The 16,082-nt window shown below is 53.7% G+C and carries 8 protein-coding genes; 4 read left to right on the forward strand and 4 right to left on the reverse strand.

What is annotated here, in order from left to right:
- Positions 1–66: 66 nt before the first annotated feature.
- Positions 67–930, forward strand: a complete 864-nt coding sequence (gene murI / locus H6G21_RS03045) for a glutamate racemase (protein WP_190570525.1) — start codon at positions 67–69, stop codon at positions 928–930.
- 98 nt (positions 931–1,028) lie between these two features.
- On the opposite strand, the gene H6G21_RS03050 is transcribed toward murI, so the two are convergent.
- Positions 1,029–6,815: a CHAT domain-containing protein gene (locus tag H6G21_RS03050; protein ID WP_190570292.1), complete on the reverse strand. Its 5,787-nt coding sequence runs from the start codon at positions 6,813–6,815 to the stop codon at positions 1,029–1,031.
- A 410-nt stretch (positions 6,816–7,225) separates the two neighbouring features.
- On the opposite strand from H6G21_RS03050, the gene H6G21_RS03055 reads away from it, so the two are divergent.
- The 3 genes from H6G21_RS03055 to H6G21_RS03065 all read left to right on the forward strand — a co-directional run bounded on the left by H6G21_RS03055 (position 7,226) and on the right by H6G21_RS03065 (position 13,402).
- A complete protein-coding gene (locus H6G21_RS03055) occupies positions 7,226–8,008 on the forward strand; it encodes a DUF928 domain-containing protein (RefSeq protein ID WP_190570295.1) in 783 nt (260 codons plus the stop codon).
- A gap of 174 nt (positions 8,009–8,182) precedes the next feature.
- Positions 8,183–10,708 carry an S-layer family protein gene (locus tag H6G21_RS03060; protein ID WP_190570297.1) on the forward strand — a complete coding sequence of 842 codons (2,526 nt, stop codon included), beginning with the start codon at positions 8,183–8,185 and terminating at the stop codon, positions 10,706–10,708.
- A 114-nt stretch (positions 10,709–10,822) separates the two neighbouring features.
- The gene (locus H6G21_RS03065; RefSeq protein WP_190570299.1) at positions 10,823–13,402 is read left to right on the forward strand and encodes an adenylate/guanylate cyclase domain-containing protein; all 2,580 of its coding nucleotides are present in this window, start codon (positions 10,823–10,825) and stop codon (positions 13,400–13,402) included.
- 57 nt (positions 13,403–13,459) lie between these two features.
- Here H6G21_RS03065 and H6G21_RS03070 read toward each other — a convergent pair whose 3' ends face one another.
- The 3 genes from H6G21_RS03070 to H6G21_RS03080 all read right to left on the reverse strand — a co-directional run bounded on the left by H6G21_RS03070 (position 13,460) and on the right by H6G21_RS03080 (position 15,663).
- Positions 13,460–13,954 carry a quercetin 2,3-dioxygenase gene (locus H6G21_RS03070; RefSeq protein WP_190570301.1) on the reverse strand — a complete coding sequence of 165 codons (495 nt, stop codon included), beginning with the start codon at positions 13,952–13,954 and terminating at the stop codon, positions 13,460–13,462.
- Positions 13,955–14,114: 160 nt separating this feature from the next.
- The gene (locus tag H6G21_RS03075; RefSeq protein ID WP_190570303.1) at positions 14,115–14,885 is read right to left on the reverse strand and encodes a glucose 1-dehydrogenase; all 771 of its coding nucleotides are present in this window, start codon (positions 14,883–14,885) and stop codon (positions 14,115–14,117) included.
- A gap of 232 nt (positions 14,886–15,117) precedes the next feature.
- Positions 15,118–15,663 carry a DM13 domain-containing protein gene (locus H6G21_RS03080; RefSeq protein ID WP_190570305.1) on the reverse strand — a complete coding sequence of 182 codons (546 nt, stop codon included), beginning with the start codon at positions 15,661–15,663 and terminating at the stop codon, positions 15,118–15,120.
- Between the last annotated feature and the right edge of the window lie 419 nt (positions 15,664–16,082).

Below are 16,082 nucleotides of genomic sequence, written 5' to 3' on the forward strand. Positions count from 1 at the left end.
ATTTTCAAGAAACCATTCCCCTGATATAACTATCGGTACCGTGTGTGAGGATTGTGTGTGAGGAGCCTGAATTCAGCCTTTGACCCTGCGGCATCTCTGTTAGCGCTGGGCCACCAGAGCAACCTGCCGATCGGGGTGTTTGACAGTGGTGTGGGGGGCTTGACGGTTTTGCGGGAGATTTACCGTCAGTTACCCCATGAGTCGGTTTTGTACTTTGGGGATACGGCCCGTTTGCCCTACGGCACCCGCAGCCGAGAGGAAATTCTCCAGTTTGTCCATGAAATTTTGAACTGGATGCTGGGGCGTGGGGTCAAGATGGTGATCATGGCCTGCAATACCAGTTCGGCGCTGGCTTTGCAGGAAGTGCGATCGCAGTACAACATTCCCATCCTGGGGGTGATCCAGCCCGGTGCCCAAGCCGCCGCGCAGGTGGGACAGCGCATTGGGGTGATTGCAACGCCCGCCACTGCGAAAAGTAATGCCTATCGATCGGCGATCGTGGATGCCGATCCCAACGCAGCAGTGTGGCAGGTGGGCTGTCCGGAGTTTGTGCCGCTGATTGAGGCCAACCGAGTCCAGGATCCGGAAACCTATGCCGTGGCCCAGGGTTACCTAGAACCCTTGATTCAAAACCAGATTGATACCCTGGTCTATGGTTGCACCCACTACCCCCACCTTGCGCCGGTGCTGCGATCGATCCTGCCCAGTACCGTGCAGTTGGTTGATCCAGCGGTGCATACGGCCAAAGTTGCCGGGGAAGAACTCGAACGCTTGAACCTGCGCAATCTCCATGCGGCGTTGCCCACGCAGTTCTATGTCAGTGGCGATCCCGCTCCGTTTGTGAGACTATCGCGCCAGTGGCTAGGCTTTACGCCGACGGTGCAGCATGTTTCCCTCCCGGAACTTATGGAAGCGGCCCAAGCGGCCTAGTCCCGTGCCCCTCAACCTAATCAGGGGGATTTCAACCCAGGAATCTCCCCCTCTGATTGATGTACTCGTTGATGTACCCGTTGATGTACCCGCTGGATTTACCAAGGATTCCCCACGAGGGTGAAGGCCGCCCAATAGTAAGGATGCTTGAAGGTGCGATCGACCCCTTGCCCCACATTGGGGGGTAGCGGAATCGGTTTATCAAACACAGGCGTATACAATGCGCCTTGGTTAATCCGCACATCGCCCCGAATCAACGCCATTTGGGATTGCCGGAGGGCTTCGGCTTTAATCTTGACCTGCGGCTGTTCCAATTGCCGATAGACTTCCGTCATCAAGGCTAAGGTGCCTTCATCATCTACATACCAGAGGCTAGCCAGGGCGGATTTCACCCCTGCTTGGGTCGCCAGTCCCGCAAAGCCTAATTCTGCTTCATCATCGCCAACAGCCATGCGACAGGCACTCAGCACCAATAATTCCAAGGGTGGGTCATGGAGTTTCAGATCGCGAATTTGGTTAAGTTGTAATTTATGATTCCAGAATTGGATATAGGATTGCTGGGGTTGTCCGGGACGAAATTCTCCATGGGTGGCTAAATGCAAGATGCCAAAGGCGTTGCGGCTCCGTTGTTCCATCAGATTGGAGATCGTAAACTGATCGTTCAGTGCCACTTGGCCGTTTTGCCATTCCTGACTAATTAAACTGAGTTCTACAGGTACCGCAGGCAAGGCCGGTTGATCGGTAAATTGGGATGCCCCCATGGCAAACAGCTTGCTGCCTTTAATATCCCGATAGCGCGTATCCATGAGGGAGAGGCTAGGCGTCATGCCAACGCTGTAGCGTTCCACCAAGAACCCTTTGCCGTCGTACAGGGCTGAGAGGGGGAGCGATCGCAGCCCAGAATCCATCATGAACAGGAGGTTGTTAATGTTCCGCTGCTGGAACTCCGCTTCCATTGGAGCCACAAACCATTGGTATAACTGTTGTCCGGGTTTGAGGTAATCGTTGCTATCCCGATCGGTCACAGTGGATCTGAAAGCTTTGGCAACCTGGAGGACTTCCTGACGGGTCACGTTGTAAAGAACTTTGCGGATAGGATTTCCCTTGGCGGTTACAGCAATGATTTCTAAGTTATCCGTTTCCTGTTTTCCAGAGCATTGTTCACTTCCCCCTAAATTTGTGCAATGACTGAGATCCGGTAGAAAACTAATGTAAACAAAAGCAGGCTTGGCCCCCGTTTCCTTCTCAATGTTTTGGGCGAGGCTTTGCATATCATCGAGATTCTGAAAATTCGGCTTGCTGGCTTGGCCGTAGTAATTCTGCACCGCTCGGCTAAACCGTGCTTCCAGGTTGCCAATGCCCGGATCTAAATACATCGGTGGTGGGGTGGCATCCATGGGCCGTTGAACAAACTCTGGGGGCTTGGGTGGACGCTCTAAGAGCGGTAAGGAGAAGTTGTTGGGGGGATTCAGGTTGGGTTGGGGGGATTCGATCGGGATCACGATCGGGGCATTGGCAGTAATGAGTTGAATCAGATTGCTGCCCACACCCTGGGTATAGAAATAGGGGAAAGACTGGCCAATTTCTAACCGATTATCCAGCCCCATCGTAATTTCGCCTGCGGTGCCGTTAATGGCCGGATTACCAATCTCAAACGGTGTGCTGACATAGCCGCCGTAGTGGCGCAGGGTGATGGTGCCGGGAAGGGTGTCAGCGGCGGTGGAAATGCTGGCGGTAAACCCATTACGATCGACAAAGCTATCCGTCGCCCTAAAAAATCGCCCGGTGGTAATGTCTACCGTCCCGCCGTTCTGCTGGCCTTGGGCATTGATGAATCTCACTACCACATCATTAATCGGATCGAGGAGGACATTGCCGCCATTGCCGAAGTCGGAGTGAGTGTCGATCGCGCCTAGGCTCATGCTAGTCCGGGCATTCACCGTAACGTTGCCCCCAGTGACTGCCCCCGTGGCAGTTAAATCACCGCTAGTAATGATGCCATTGGCACTGGTTACCTGAATATTACCTGCCGTTGCATTGGCACTGGTTTGAATATTTCCGGTAGTAATATCGCCGGGAGCATTTAATGTGACATTACCTCCACTTCCAAAGCTGGGTGTTGTGTTTAAAGTTCCGGCTTGTGTGTTAATTGTACTTCCACTGTTGATGAGAATATTTCCACCGTTGGTGGTAATGTCGCGGGTGGTCACTTGACTCCCGGCTAGGTTGACCTCTCCCCCGGTGGTGACGATCGATTGTCCAAGGTTGAGAGACTGACCTGCGAGTAATGTCACCGATCGTAGTGGACTGATGCCGCCCAGACTTCCTGCAAAACTTAGACTTCCGTTGGGAGCCTGGGCAGTGAAGATCGCAGGTGCTCTCTGGCCGAATCGCCCATCGATCGTACTCCCAAAAGTCAAGGAACCATTGAGGGATTGAAGATTGACGGCGGGGAGTCCAATTTGCAAGGTATCGCCGTAGAGTTGGTTTTGGGTCGTGGTGACATCGCTGTAGAGTTGTGTGACGCCAGCGCTATCCGTGGTGAGACTCCTGGCATTCACCGTTCCGAAGAATTTACTGTTACCACCCGTGTTAACGGTGAGATCCCCGATCGCTTGGACATTGACATCAAAACTAATGTCCCCGTTATTGGTACTAGTCAAGATGAGATTGGGATTGCTAATCTGGACAGTTTCTGAATAGGTTTGGGAATTGGTCGTGGTGATATTACCGTTAATTTCCGTACTACCGCTGCCTTGGGTGATGAGGCTTTCAGCGCGAATCGTGTTGTTCAGTTGCGTCAGTCCGCTAGTTTGCAAGACCAATTGGCCCAGGGAAGTTGTTGCACCGATCGGTTGATTAATCGTAATCGGTGCACTGCCTGCATCGATCGTCAAACTATTGGTATCTGGTGTCTGTCCTTCGATCGTACCGTTGAATAAAATGGCATTACTGTTACTGTTAAGAAATGAGTTGCCCTGGACAACTACATTACTGCGCAACGTCAGGGGAGCGTTCGTGGTAATGCTGCCGTTGAGTAATGTTGTTGCTCCACCGACTAAGTCCAGACTGCCAATTTGGTGATTGCCGTAAAAGGCCGTGGACTGCCGATCGTTGACTTTCAAACTAGCGAGGTTCAAATCGCCATTGAATGTCACTGTGCCTGCGCTGGAAGAGACTTCCATAAACTCTACGCCGGAGCCTAGATTGCCGGTCATCGTTACCGCATTGCTAGACAGGGGATTGCTGAGGGGAAACGGAATTTCGGTGCTGGTGTCACGATTGATTTGGGTGGGGGCATTGAAGCGTAGGGGATTGCCGGGGGTAGCGGCACCGGGCGCAATGCCGATCGTGGGCGCAGACAGTGCGATCGTTCCGCCACTCCCAGCACTCAGATTGCCAGAAGAGAGTGCGGTAATGGCATTGGGGGTGACTGCGGTTAATTGCAGTAAATTACCAGCGCTAACATTAATATTGCCGCCATTACCTGCGGTGCCTACGGGGGTGACGGATTCGCTGCGGAACTGCCCAGGCAAAGTGGCGGTATTGCTTGCATTGACAGTAATATTACCGCCATTGCCTGTGTTCCCAGAGGTGAGTGTCGATCGTCGTTGAATTTCCGACCCACTGAGTAATCCAACCCCTTGAATGGTGACATTGTTGCCAGAAAGCGTGATATTACCGCCATTGCCAGCGCTGACCCCCGAACCGTTTTCAACCGCTGCATGACTGGCAACCTGTCCCGCTACCCCTGGATCAATCACCACATCCCCATTGCCAGCGGCGATATTAATCGCACCCCCGGAACCAGCGGAACCGGCAAACGATCGAGCTACCGAAAGTACTGAATTCCCCACAATCGCAATATTGCCATTGCTGTTCGTTGCAGTGATTATGCCACCATTACTAGCAGTTCCGGTTCCTGCACTGGCCGATCGGGTATTAATTCCACCGCTATCTATCGTAATTGAATTGAATGCATTTAAAGTGATTGCGCCACCATTCCCTGCATTTCCATTAGTTGTTTCAGAAAAGGAGTCTAGTCCTGAAGTGAAAATGAATCCATTGGCAGCATTAATACTGATAGTCCCGCCATTGCTAGAATTACCGCTCCCGACATTGCGGGAAAAGGCTTGAATCTGGTTGGCGGTGATGTTACCCGTGGTGGCTGTTAGGTTGACCGATCCGCCAGGGCCAACGAGTCCAACACTGCCCGTGGCCGAGGCGCGTAGCAGTCCCAGGTTCAGATCGCCGCTGGTGGCTGTGAGGTTGATATTGCCACTAGCATTGCCAGCATTGGTCGTATCGTAGGGCGCGCTGGCGGTGATAGAGGCCCCGGATAGGGTGATGCTGCCGCCTTTACTATTAATGCCTTGGGTGGAGATGACCCCTGTGGCTTGGAAATCAACGAGGAGATTATTTAAGGTGGTCGTGACTAACCCCGTTCCCGCGATCGTGCCGCCTGCATTGAGGAAGAAAGCAGGGTTGGTGGGATGAACGCTGGGATCGATCGCGTTAATGGTGACGTTGTTATAGGTAATATCGCCACCCGCAGTCACTTGCAGAGAGGCTCCGATGTAATCCCCAACGCCATAACTCCCGCCCACATTGATAATGGGATCATTCAAACTCAGAAAATTGGCTAAGGAACTATCTAGCCTGCGAATTGAGAAGTCTTTCCCCGCTTGGAAATGGGCATCGGTGGAAATGATGCCATCACTGACTAAATTAAGATTACCGCCACTTTGAATGGGGAATTGATTATTTCCGGAGGAGTTCAGCACCCAGAGATCGACGCCCCGATCGCCCTGAATCGTTAAATCCCCCCCCGCATTAGCGAGAAAGGAATAGGGGGCCGTATCTCTGGCTACTACGCTGTTTTTTGCGTGAAGAATTAAGTCCCCACTCGTGTGTAATTGGCTATCCGGAAGCGTTAACTGATTCGTTGCCGTAACCGTTGCTTGACCAGCGTTAAGTTGTTTGACAACCACATCACCGGGCGCGATCGCTTGATTGAGATGACTCAGTTTAACCGACCCATCGGCTTGCAGCGTGACGCCCGTGGCCTGCTGGATATCACCGCCCGTGAGTAACTGCGGTAGGGTGGCTGGGGTGAAGGCGATCGGGGTTGATGCGAGGGGTTGTAGCTCGAAACCCAACAAACTGCCCGGAGCATTGAGCCGCAGTACCTGATTGCCCGCTACAGAGGCGATCGTCACTTGGCCGCCCGGAGCCGAAAGCGTGCCACTGCTGAAGACCGTTCCGCCGATTAGCCCGAGGGCTTGTCCCGCATTGACCGCCAGATTCCCCGCATTGACGATCGCGCCCGGTTGACTAATGCTGAAGATCAAGCTGCTAGGGTTGCCGTTGAGGTTGGCGTAATCGTTAGTTTGTAAGCTTTTAAATTCAGGATTAAATCCGGCATTCAATCCCGTATTGCCAAACCCGATTCCCGTCGCGGTGGTGGCTGTAAATGCGCCAGGAACATCTAAGCGTGCATTGGAGCCGAAGACAATCCCCGCTGGATTAATCAGAAACAGATTGGCATTGCCCCCGGTGACCTTGAGTAAGCCATCGATGCGGGAGGGATCGCCCCCAGTCACACGGGTCAGGATGTTATGCAGGGTGGGATTGGCGAGAAAATTGGCAGTTTCGCTGGCATTTAAACCAAAGCGCTGGAAGCTATGGAAAAGGTTGGTGCCATCTCCCGACAGTTGACCCCCCGTGATGTCAATGCGATCGCCCTGCCGTTGAAGGATCGTGCCTGTGCCATCATTTGCAGGAACCATGCGGGGAGCGATCGTCTGTCCCTGGGCCGCTTCTTGCAGCGGGGATACCTGACAGGCCGCGATCGTCAGAGCCATTACCAGAATGCGCCGGGGCACCCCTGTACTGAACCTAAAGACTGTTCGTGAACTAACCTCTGACGTCATAAAAATGGCTCTCTGCAAGGATCCGGGTTTGGGTAGATGGCGGTGGCACTAGGGGCATCTCTAGAGACGATCGCTCCTTTAGAATGCCTCGATCGACCTTGGGAGTAACGCGGTGTCCGGGGGCGGATTTCGGAGCCCCGTGGGAGGGCTAGGCTTGATCCAAGATTTTCCTGGGTTTGTCAACGATAGAGATCACGGAAACTGAGTAATCTTCCCCGTGAAATTGTTGAAAAGGGGTCGAAATTTACCGATGTTGCTGCTTTGTTCCCAGGGTCAAAACCGTGGGAATACTGGTTTGGCGATACGTCTCAACCGCTACCGTGGAAGGGTCGCTCTCCTCCGTTGTTGCAATGTTTGATCCTATGAATTCATCCCCGCTCCGCCAAACCCGATTCCGCCAAACCCGATTCTGCCCAAGCCGACTCTACCGAACCACCCGTTTTGCGATCGCGGCGCTGTCTACCCTGGCTCTCCTGGGCGTCAGTACGCCCCTTCCCCTCCATGCCTCGCCCCTGACCTTCAAAGCTCCCCGCCGGGGCACGCCTCCGGTCACCAACGGTGCGGCTAGCCGGGGCAATAGCTGCGTCAGTCAACCCAAGGAGACTTTGGCGGCGCTGATGCCTACGGGCAACTTTGGCATGACCACAGCGGCGCAACCGACGCTGTTTGTCTATGTGCCTGCGTCTACAGCTAAGACGATCGAACTGATGGTTGAAACCCAAGACGGCAACAAGCGCCTTTACAAACAGGTGTTTCCCGCTCCGGCGACGGCAGGGGTTGTGCGCTTGCAACCGATCGGCGCAGATATCCCGGAACTGGCCGTGAATCAGACCTATCGCTGGAAGGTGTCACTGGTGTGCGATCAAGAGGATCGATCGGCGGATATCACAGCGCTCGGCTGGGTAGAACGGGTGAATCTGCCAACTCAGTTAACGACGAATTTGCCCCAGGCCAATCCCCAACGGCGACCCTATCTCTATGCGGAAGCGGGGCTGTGGCAGGAAACGCTCACCAGTCTGGCAGAACTGCAACAGCAACAACCCAATAATGCAGAACTGCGCACGCAATGGGAAAGTGTCTTGCGATCGGCGGGGCTAGAAAAGTTGAGCCAAGCGCCCTTTGCCCAATGCTGTCAGGCACAGTAGAGGAAGTCTGTGGCAAAGGGAGTCTGTGACAGAGGAAGTCTGTGACAGAGGAAGTCTGTGACAGAGGAAGTCTGTGGCAGAAGAAGTCTGTAGTGACGCGATCGCAATAGAAATCTATATCAAAACGGTGCTATCCCAGGGAATTGACTCTACTTTTGCTGGTAATGAGGATTTATGAAGTGTAAGTGGTTGTTAGGGGGCATCCGTTGGAGTGCGATCGGGGGGAGTGCGATCGGACTGGCCGTCGTGGGAACCGTTGTTGAAACCGTTCTGCCCAACAGTTTGCAGGTCGCGCCCGTCCACGCTCAGGCGGTGGTGTCCGATGGTACGGTGAACACCCTGGTGACGCGATCGGGGAATCGTTTCACGATCGACAACGGCACCCCTTCCGGCAACAACCTCTTCCACAGCTTCCAGGAATTCTCCCTGCCCACGGGGGGATCTGTAATTTTCAACAATGCCCCGACGGTTCAAAACATCTTCAGCCGCGTCACTGGGGGCACGGTTTCCACCATTGATGGCATCATTCAGGCCAATGGCAGCGCTAATCTGTTTCTGCTCAATCCGGCGGGGATTTTGTTCGGGCCCAATGCGGCGTTAAATATTGGCGGTTCCTTTGTCGGCACCACGGCGCAGTCGATCCAGTTTGCCGATGGTGCAGTCTTTAGCGCGGGGAATCCTAGCAATCCGCCTTTGCTAACCATGAGTGCACCGATCGGGGTGCAGTTGGGCAGTGACCCTGGTGCCATACAAGTTCAAGGTAACGGCCATACCCTCACCGCCAAAAACCCCATTTCTGCACCAATTATTGGTGGCCCATCCTCCTCTGGTTTACAAGTTCAATCCGGCAAGACCTTAGCCCTAGTTGGGGGTTCCCTGGTCTTCACCGGCGGCATTCTCACGGCTCCCCAGGGGCAAATTGAGCTAGGTAGTGTGCGTGACACTCAGGTCAACCTAGTGCCCAGTGCATCCGGATTCACCTTCACCTATCCCACCAACGCCAAGTTTCAAGATATTCAACTCTCCCAACGATCGCTCATCAATGTCAGCGGAGCCAGTGCGGGGGCGGTGCAGGTGCAAGGGCAGCACATCCGTTTCGATGGCGGATCATTCATTTGGAGCCAAAATCGGGGTCCCCAGGCCGCTGGAACGATCCGCATTCAGGCGTCTGAGGCGTTGCAACTGCAAGGGACAACCCCAAATCTACAAATTCGCAGTGGCCTCGTGGCGGAAACGTTAAGTGCAGGTTCCAGTAGCAACCTGTTCATTGCCACGCCCCAACTTGGGATTGAAGGAGGGGCTGTTCTGGTCAGTAGAACCTTTAGCTCTGCGGCAGCGGGGAATGTTCAGGTTCAGGCCCGCGAGTTAATTCAGGTGAGTGGCGTGTCCTTGCTGGATGCAAGGGTTTTCTCAACGTTGGGATCCCTCACCTTTGGCCATGGTAACTCTGGCAACGTGACGCTTTCCTCTCAAAAAGTGGCCGTGCTCGATGGTGCTAATGTCGCTGTTGCAACCTTTGGCCGTGGAACGGGCGGCAATTTAATGGTGAATGCGGACACCGTTGAAGTGATCGGGATGACGACGGGTGTCCCTAGTTTTCTGGCGAGTGCGTTATCGGCGTCCAGTAATGGCCCAGGGGCGGCGGGCAGCATTCTGATCAACACTCGCACTTTAGCCGTAAAAGCGGGAGGACTGCTCTCGGTGGTGGGTCGGGGGACGGGCAATGCGGGGAGTATTGTGGTGAATGCCTCGGAATCTATCCATGTCAATGGACAAGGGGCCAATGCACCGAACCCGACTGAGATTCGATCGGCGATCACGGATGATAAAGCGATCAAACAATTTTTGGGATTACCGCTGAATCTCCTGTCGCAAGGGGAGTCGGGTAGCGTAATTCTCAATACCCCTAGCCTGAGAATTACGGATGGCGCAACTGTGACGGTACGCAATGAGGGCAATGGCAAAGCCGGTAGTTTGGAAGTCAATGCGGGAGAGATTTGGCTGAATCATCAAGGGAATCTCATCGCGACTACGTTAACGGGAAAAGGTGGGGATATTGTTCTGAAAACCCATACGTTAGTCCTGCGGCAGGGGAGTGTGATTGCAGCGACAGCCGGGGGCGGTGGCGATGGTGGTAACGTGACGATCCAAGCACCGATTATGGTTGGGTTAGACAATAGTGACATCATTGCTAATGCCTTTAAAGGTCGGGGGGGAAATATCACGATCGCAACTCAAGGAATCATCGGGTTAGAATTTCGCGATACGTTGGTTCCGAGAACGGATCTAACGAATGACATCACGGCAAGCTCACAATTCAATGTCAATGGAACCGTGCAAATTAACAATATTGGGGTTGATCCCAATGCTGGCTTAGTTGAACTCCCCGCAACCCTGACCGATGCGAGTCAGACCATTGCAGCGGGATGTCCGACGAATGCAAGCAGTCGTTTTGTGATCACGGGACGCGGCGGTGTGCCCGTCAATCCGATGCAGCGCATGCCCAGTCCCATTCATCCTTGGGTTGATCTCCGATCGCCCTCCCCGTCAGGCACGATCGCGCAAACGCCGACCCCGACCCCCGCGATCGTGCAAGCGACGGCTTGGTATCGCAATCCCCAAACAGGGACGGTTGAATTGGTCGCTGCCAACTCATCCCCTTCTGCGATACCAGCTTCTTGTGCCCTCGCGTCGAGATAGCTTGCGTCATGTGCTGAAGTGAGTTTTGACTAAAGTGAGTTTTGACTAAAGTGAGTTTTGACTGAAGTGAGTTTTGACGGTTTCTTATTGATCCTTTACTGAGTAATATCCACCATGGGAACGCTGTGGAAATTCGGACGATCGACCCTATCACAATCATCGTGGAAGCAGCGATTGTGGAAGTGGCGGGGTGTGCTGATTGCGGCTCCCAGCGTGACCGGCGTGGTGATTGCAGTACGGCTGACGGGGTTGATGCAGGGGCTGGAATGGGCCGCCTTTGACCAATACATGCGCATGCGTACTCCCGAACCCCCGGACGATCGCATTGTGATTGTCGGCATTCAGGAATCGGATTTACAGAAATATGGTTGGCCGCTGCCCGATGACGTGTTGGCCAAGGTGCTCGATCGAGTACGGCAACAGCAACCTCGGGCGATCGGTTTGGACTTATACCGCGATTTACCCGTGGGCCAGGGCTACGCCCAATTGACGAAGGTGTTTGAATCGACGCCGAATCTCGTGGGGATTCAGAAAATTGGTGGCACCGATCCCCTGGGTGCGGTCGCCCCTCCACCCACGTTGAAAAAGCTGGGCCAAGTGGCGGCCAATGATGTGGTGATGGATAGTGATGGCAAGCTGCGGCGCGGCCTGCTGTTCCTGGAAGATCGCGAGCAGAATAATGTGCCCACGTTGTCCATGGCCATGGCGATGTTTTACCTCGATCGCGAAGGCATTGCCCCCCAAGCCACACCGGACGATCGCATTCAACTGGGTCAGGCGCTGTTGACGCCCGTGGAAGCCAATGACGGTGGCTATGTGCGAGCCAATGCCCAGGGGTTTCAAACACTCATTAACTACCGGGGGCCGCGCGGCAATTTTTCTACCCTGTCGGTGGAGCAGGTGCTAGACGGCCAAATGCCTGCCCAATGGGGCCGCGATCGCATTATCCTAGTCGGCCCGATGGCGGAAAGTTTGCGGGACACGTTTTACACGCCCTACAGTGTGCAGCTCATGCAACTGACCAAACCCACACCGGGGGTCGAAATCCACGCCAATCTTACCAGTCAACTCCTCAGTTCCGCCCTGAACCAACGCCCGCTGTTTAAAACCTGGTCGGAACTGGGGGAAATGCTGTGGATTGCGGGGTGGGCGATCGTCGGGGCGCTGCTGGTCTGGCAACAGCGATCGTTGCAAGCGTCCCAAACCCTCGCCAGCCTCCACAGTCCCCTCAGCCAAGCGTGGCAATCCCTCAAAATTCCGGTGAGCTTGGTGGTGATGGCGGCGGGCTTGGTGGTGGGCACCTATGGTGCGTTTACCTTGGGGTGGTGGATTCCGGTGGCTCCGGCGCTGCTGAGTTTGGGCTGGTCGGCGATCGTAGTGACGGGCTATCTGGCACAAACGGCGGCGGAAATGCGAAAAACCCTAGGCCGCTATTTGACCGATGAGGTGGTGGCGAGTTTGCTGGAAACGCCCGAGGGATTGACCCTGGTGGGGGAAAAGCGCAAAGTGACGACGCTGATGTCCGATATTCGGGGTTTTACCAGCCTCTCGGAGCAGTTGCCGCCGGAACAGGTGGTCAAGTTGCTCAACCTGTACCTGGGTTTTATGACCAAGATTATCCAGCGCTACGGGGGCACGATTAACGATCTGACGGGGGATGGGATTGTCGTGTTTTTTGGAGCCCCGATCCAGCGACCCGATGATGGGGAACGGGCAGTGGCCTGTGCGTTGGCGATGCAGTTGGCTATGGATGCGGTGAATCAGCAGAGCCAAACCCTGAATTTGCCGCCGCTGCAAATGGGCATTGGGGTGAATACCGGGGAAGTGGTGGTCGGCAATATTGGCTCGGAGGAACATACGAAATACACCGCGATCGGGAGTCATGTGAACGTAGCGGCGCGGATTGAGTCGTTTACGGTGGGGGGACAGATTTTAATTTCCGAAAGTACGTGGGCCGAGGTACAGGCGATCGCGACTTTAAATGGTCAATCCCAAGCGCAGATGAAGGGCGTCTCGGCTCCGGTGACGCTGTATGAGGTGAGTGGGTTGGCGGGGCCGTACAATTTGAAGCTACGGGAAGAGCAGGAAAGTTTTATTGAATTGAAGCATCCGTTGCCCTTGCAGTATGCGGTGTTGGAAGGGAAGCATTTGTCGGAGGAACAGTTTTGGGGCAAATTAGTGCGGTTGTCGGCGAATGGGGCGGAAATTCTCTGTGACCATCGCCCTGCGCCGTTGACGAATTTGAAACTGTTGCTCTGGTTCCCCAAGACAAACGATCGCCGGAGGGATGATCGTAGAGCCGACGATCGCCGAGCGGAGGATCACCATCGTCAATTGCCAGATGATCAACCCGATCGCAGGGTAGCCAATCGTAGAGCAGACGATCGTAAAACCGACGATCATCGGTCAGACGATCAACCAGTCTCTTCCGCTATGGTGGAATCGGCAATGGAAATACCATCCGCAGCGATCGTGGTAGAGGGAATGGGTGAACCCCAGGAAATTTATGCGAAGGTCATTCAAAAACCGAACGGGAGTGAAGTGGGTTTCTACCTCCGATTTACCCGCGTCCCCCCCACGGCTGAAACTTTGCTACAAGCACTCCGCAGCGATCGCCGTGCCCGGAAGTATCCCTCAGAAGCAGCCGCTATCCCGATCTCTTCTGATCCAACGACCTCTGCGCCCTCTGCTTAGGAGATTGGCTAATCAGAAATCACTCTGACTCCTCCACCCACCTACCCATCTACCCATCTAGCTGCTAGGGGGAATCACTTCCAGGCCATAGCGTGGCGCGATCGCGAGTACCTTTTCAATATCCGCAGGCGTGACTTCCGGGGGTTGATTTTTGTCCACTGGGACGCCAATTTCTACCCAGAATTTTTCTAAACCGCCGGGAGTGACCCAACAGAGGCAAGTGGCAGGCTCGGAACCCACGTTACTAAATTGGTGGACTTGCCCCTTGGGGAGATGGACAAAGGTACCAGTGGGAGCGGCAATCACTCGATCGCCCAAACGGAACTCCATGGCCCCCGAGAGCACGTAGAAGGATTCGTCTTCGTGGCTGTGGCAATGGGGCGGGACGGCGCTGTGGGGCTGCATGGTGATTTCCAGCAGGGCGTAGGCGTGGTTGGTGTCTTCGCTGCGGGCCTTGTAGCGATATAAGTCGCCTAAAACCCAGTAGGCATCGCCTTGGTCAGGTTGTTGAACGATCTCTTGTTGAACGATCGCTTGCAAGTGGGGGGCCATGGGGTATTCTCCTGGGACGTAAAACTGTAAGGAACGTATGCCAGCGGGGAATCGGAGTTATGCAGAGGATTGGACTCCCCACAATTAACCCATGGGAAAATGATAGCCACCTGAGAATGGACTGAAGGAGCAATCAATAAAATCATGAATGATGCAGGGCTTAATGTTCTTGGTAATGCCGCAGTAAGCCACCATCAACGACAAAAGTACTGCCTGTAATGTAATTGGCTTCGTCGGAGGCTAGAAATGCGACTAAAGATGCGACATCCTGGGGGTGGCCCACCCGCCCGATCGGAATATTTTGGTGCAGGGCTTGGGCTTTTTCGGGATCCTTCAGTGTCGCTTCGTTGATGGGTGTGGCGATCGCGCCGGGGGCTACGTTGTTAATGGTGATACCGTGGGGGCCGAGTTCCGTCGCTAGGGTGCGGGTTAACATGCGTAGGCCGCCTTTGCTGGCGCAGTAGGGAGCGTAATTGGGAAAGGAAAGCTCTTCGTGAACGGAACTAATGTTGATAATTTTACCGGGACGTTGGGTGGTGAGTAAATGTTTGACAACCGCTTGGGTTGTAAAGAAAACACCTTTGAGATTGGTATTAAGGACAGCATCATAATCAGATTCAGTGACTTCCCAAAAAGCAGCTTGGCGTTCAATGCCCGCATTGTTAACGAGAATATCCAGCTTGCCAAAATGGTCAACGCTTTCGGCAACCATCCGATCGATGTCGGCTAGTTTACTGACATCAGCTTGCACGAGATGGGCGGGGGGATGGCCCAGGGCTGCGATTTGAGCCAGGATTTTCTCAGCATCCTCTGGATCGGAACGGTAGTCGATGACCACATTAGCGCCTTCTGCGGCGAGTCGAAGCACGATCGCTTGACCAATGCCCTGATCGCCACCCGTGACTAATGCAACTTTGCCCGCGAGTTTCATGGGAATCTCCTAGCTTGAATGTCTTGCACAACTGCAATGTCTTGCATAACTGCAATGTCTTGCACAACTGCATGGATATGTGCGATCGAACAACAGTTAGGACGCTAAAGAAATGACCTAAAGGCAGGCAAAACGCAGACGAAAGATCTCTATAAAGGATGAATAGGAGCGGTAATCCTGGATTCCTTGTAATTCCAGATGAGGAAGCTGTAACAGATGCTGTGAGGACAATTTACCCAGGAGTGAGTTGAGCGACGCCAAAGGTTGCATTGAATTTACGACACCAAATCACGATCGATGAATAGTCTGCGAGATTAATGTTGTTAGGAATGGCGTATTGTTGAGAACCGGAAAATTTTTGTAAGGGTGCAAGGACAACGTAGTCGCCTTCTTTCAGTGGGTAGGCGGGCGGTTTGGTGGAGCCGAGGACGTTGTTAGAGCGATGGAATGCCACGACGAGATCGGGGCCTAGTTCTGAAGTTTTAAAGGTCTGATCTAAAACTAAGGTGCTCTGCCCGTTCTGCTTCAGGATTTGAAGGCTGCCTTTCGTTTCATGTTCCCCGGAAACGAAACTCCCGGATTTAATCGGTTTTGTGGCAGCGGGTTGTGCTGTGGTTTTAGTCGAGGGGGTTGGGGTTGCTGGGGCTGAAGTTGCCCCATCGATCGGGCTGGCTTCGCTACGATTTTGGGGCGAGGTTGTGCTGGTGGGGCTTTGGCTGGTGCAACCTAGGATGAGTAAGGGCGTGAGGCACAGAATTGCTAAAAGTGTAGATTTCATGATCACGGTGTCTTTGGCTGTAATGGAAAATATGTAACTAATCATGGAAGGTCAACCATTACTAAAATAATTCATTGCAGCAATGGATAACAGGAAATCTTCAGCATGAAACTTATCAGGAGGATGCATTGATTATGATGGCTAGGAAAACTGGAAAAATGATGGCAGCCTAAGGAATCGCCATCCTATTTTTCATATTTTCACTGGAAAAATTTATGAGGTTCTCAGGGAATTCTCATCGAGAGCGCGTTGCCTCGATCGCTGGCTGGAGAGAAGCAAGCTGTAGAAAATAATGTTGCCGATTTACACCATTGCGAAATGTCTGACTACGGTTGACAGAACCCGAGTTTATTTGTAGGGTTGTTTCTCATAGCTGAGTACCACCGTGTTTCAACACCCCGTTGGTCAAAGATCGACCG

The organism is Alkalinema sp. FACHB-956 (genome assembly GCF_014697025.1).
Classification (GTDB): domain Bacteria; phylum Cyanobacteriota; class Cyanobacteriia; order Leptolyngbyales; family Leptolyngbyaceae; genus Alkalinema.

Bases quoted from the DNA above. Each gene is read 5' to 3' on its own strand.
- H6G21_RS03055 (WP_190570295.1), top strand. From the start codon at position 7,226: ATGAATTCATCCCCGCTCCGCCAAACCCGATTCCGCCAAACCCGATTC.
- H6G21_RS03060 (WP_190570297.1), top strand. From the start codon at position 8,183: ATGAAGTGTAAGTGGTTGTTAGGGGGCATCCGTTGGAGTGCGATCGGG.
- H6G21_RS03065 (WP_190570299.1), top strand. From the start codon at position 10,823: ATGGGAACGCTGTGGAAATTCGGACGATCGACCCTATCACAATCATCG.
- H6G21_RS03070 (WP_190570301.1), bottom strand. From the start codon at position 13,954: ATGGCCCCCCACTTGCAAGCGATCGTTCAACAAGAGATCGTTCAACAA.
- H6G21_RS03075 (WP_190570303.1), bottom strand. From the start codon at position 14,885: ATGAAACTCGCGGGCAAAGTTGCATTAGTCACGGGTGGCGATCAGGGC.
- H6G21_RS03080 (WP_190570305.1), bottom strand. From the start codon at position 15,663: ATGAAATCTACACTTTTAGCAATTCTGTGCCTCACGCCCTTACTCATC.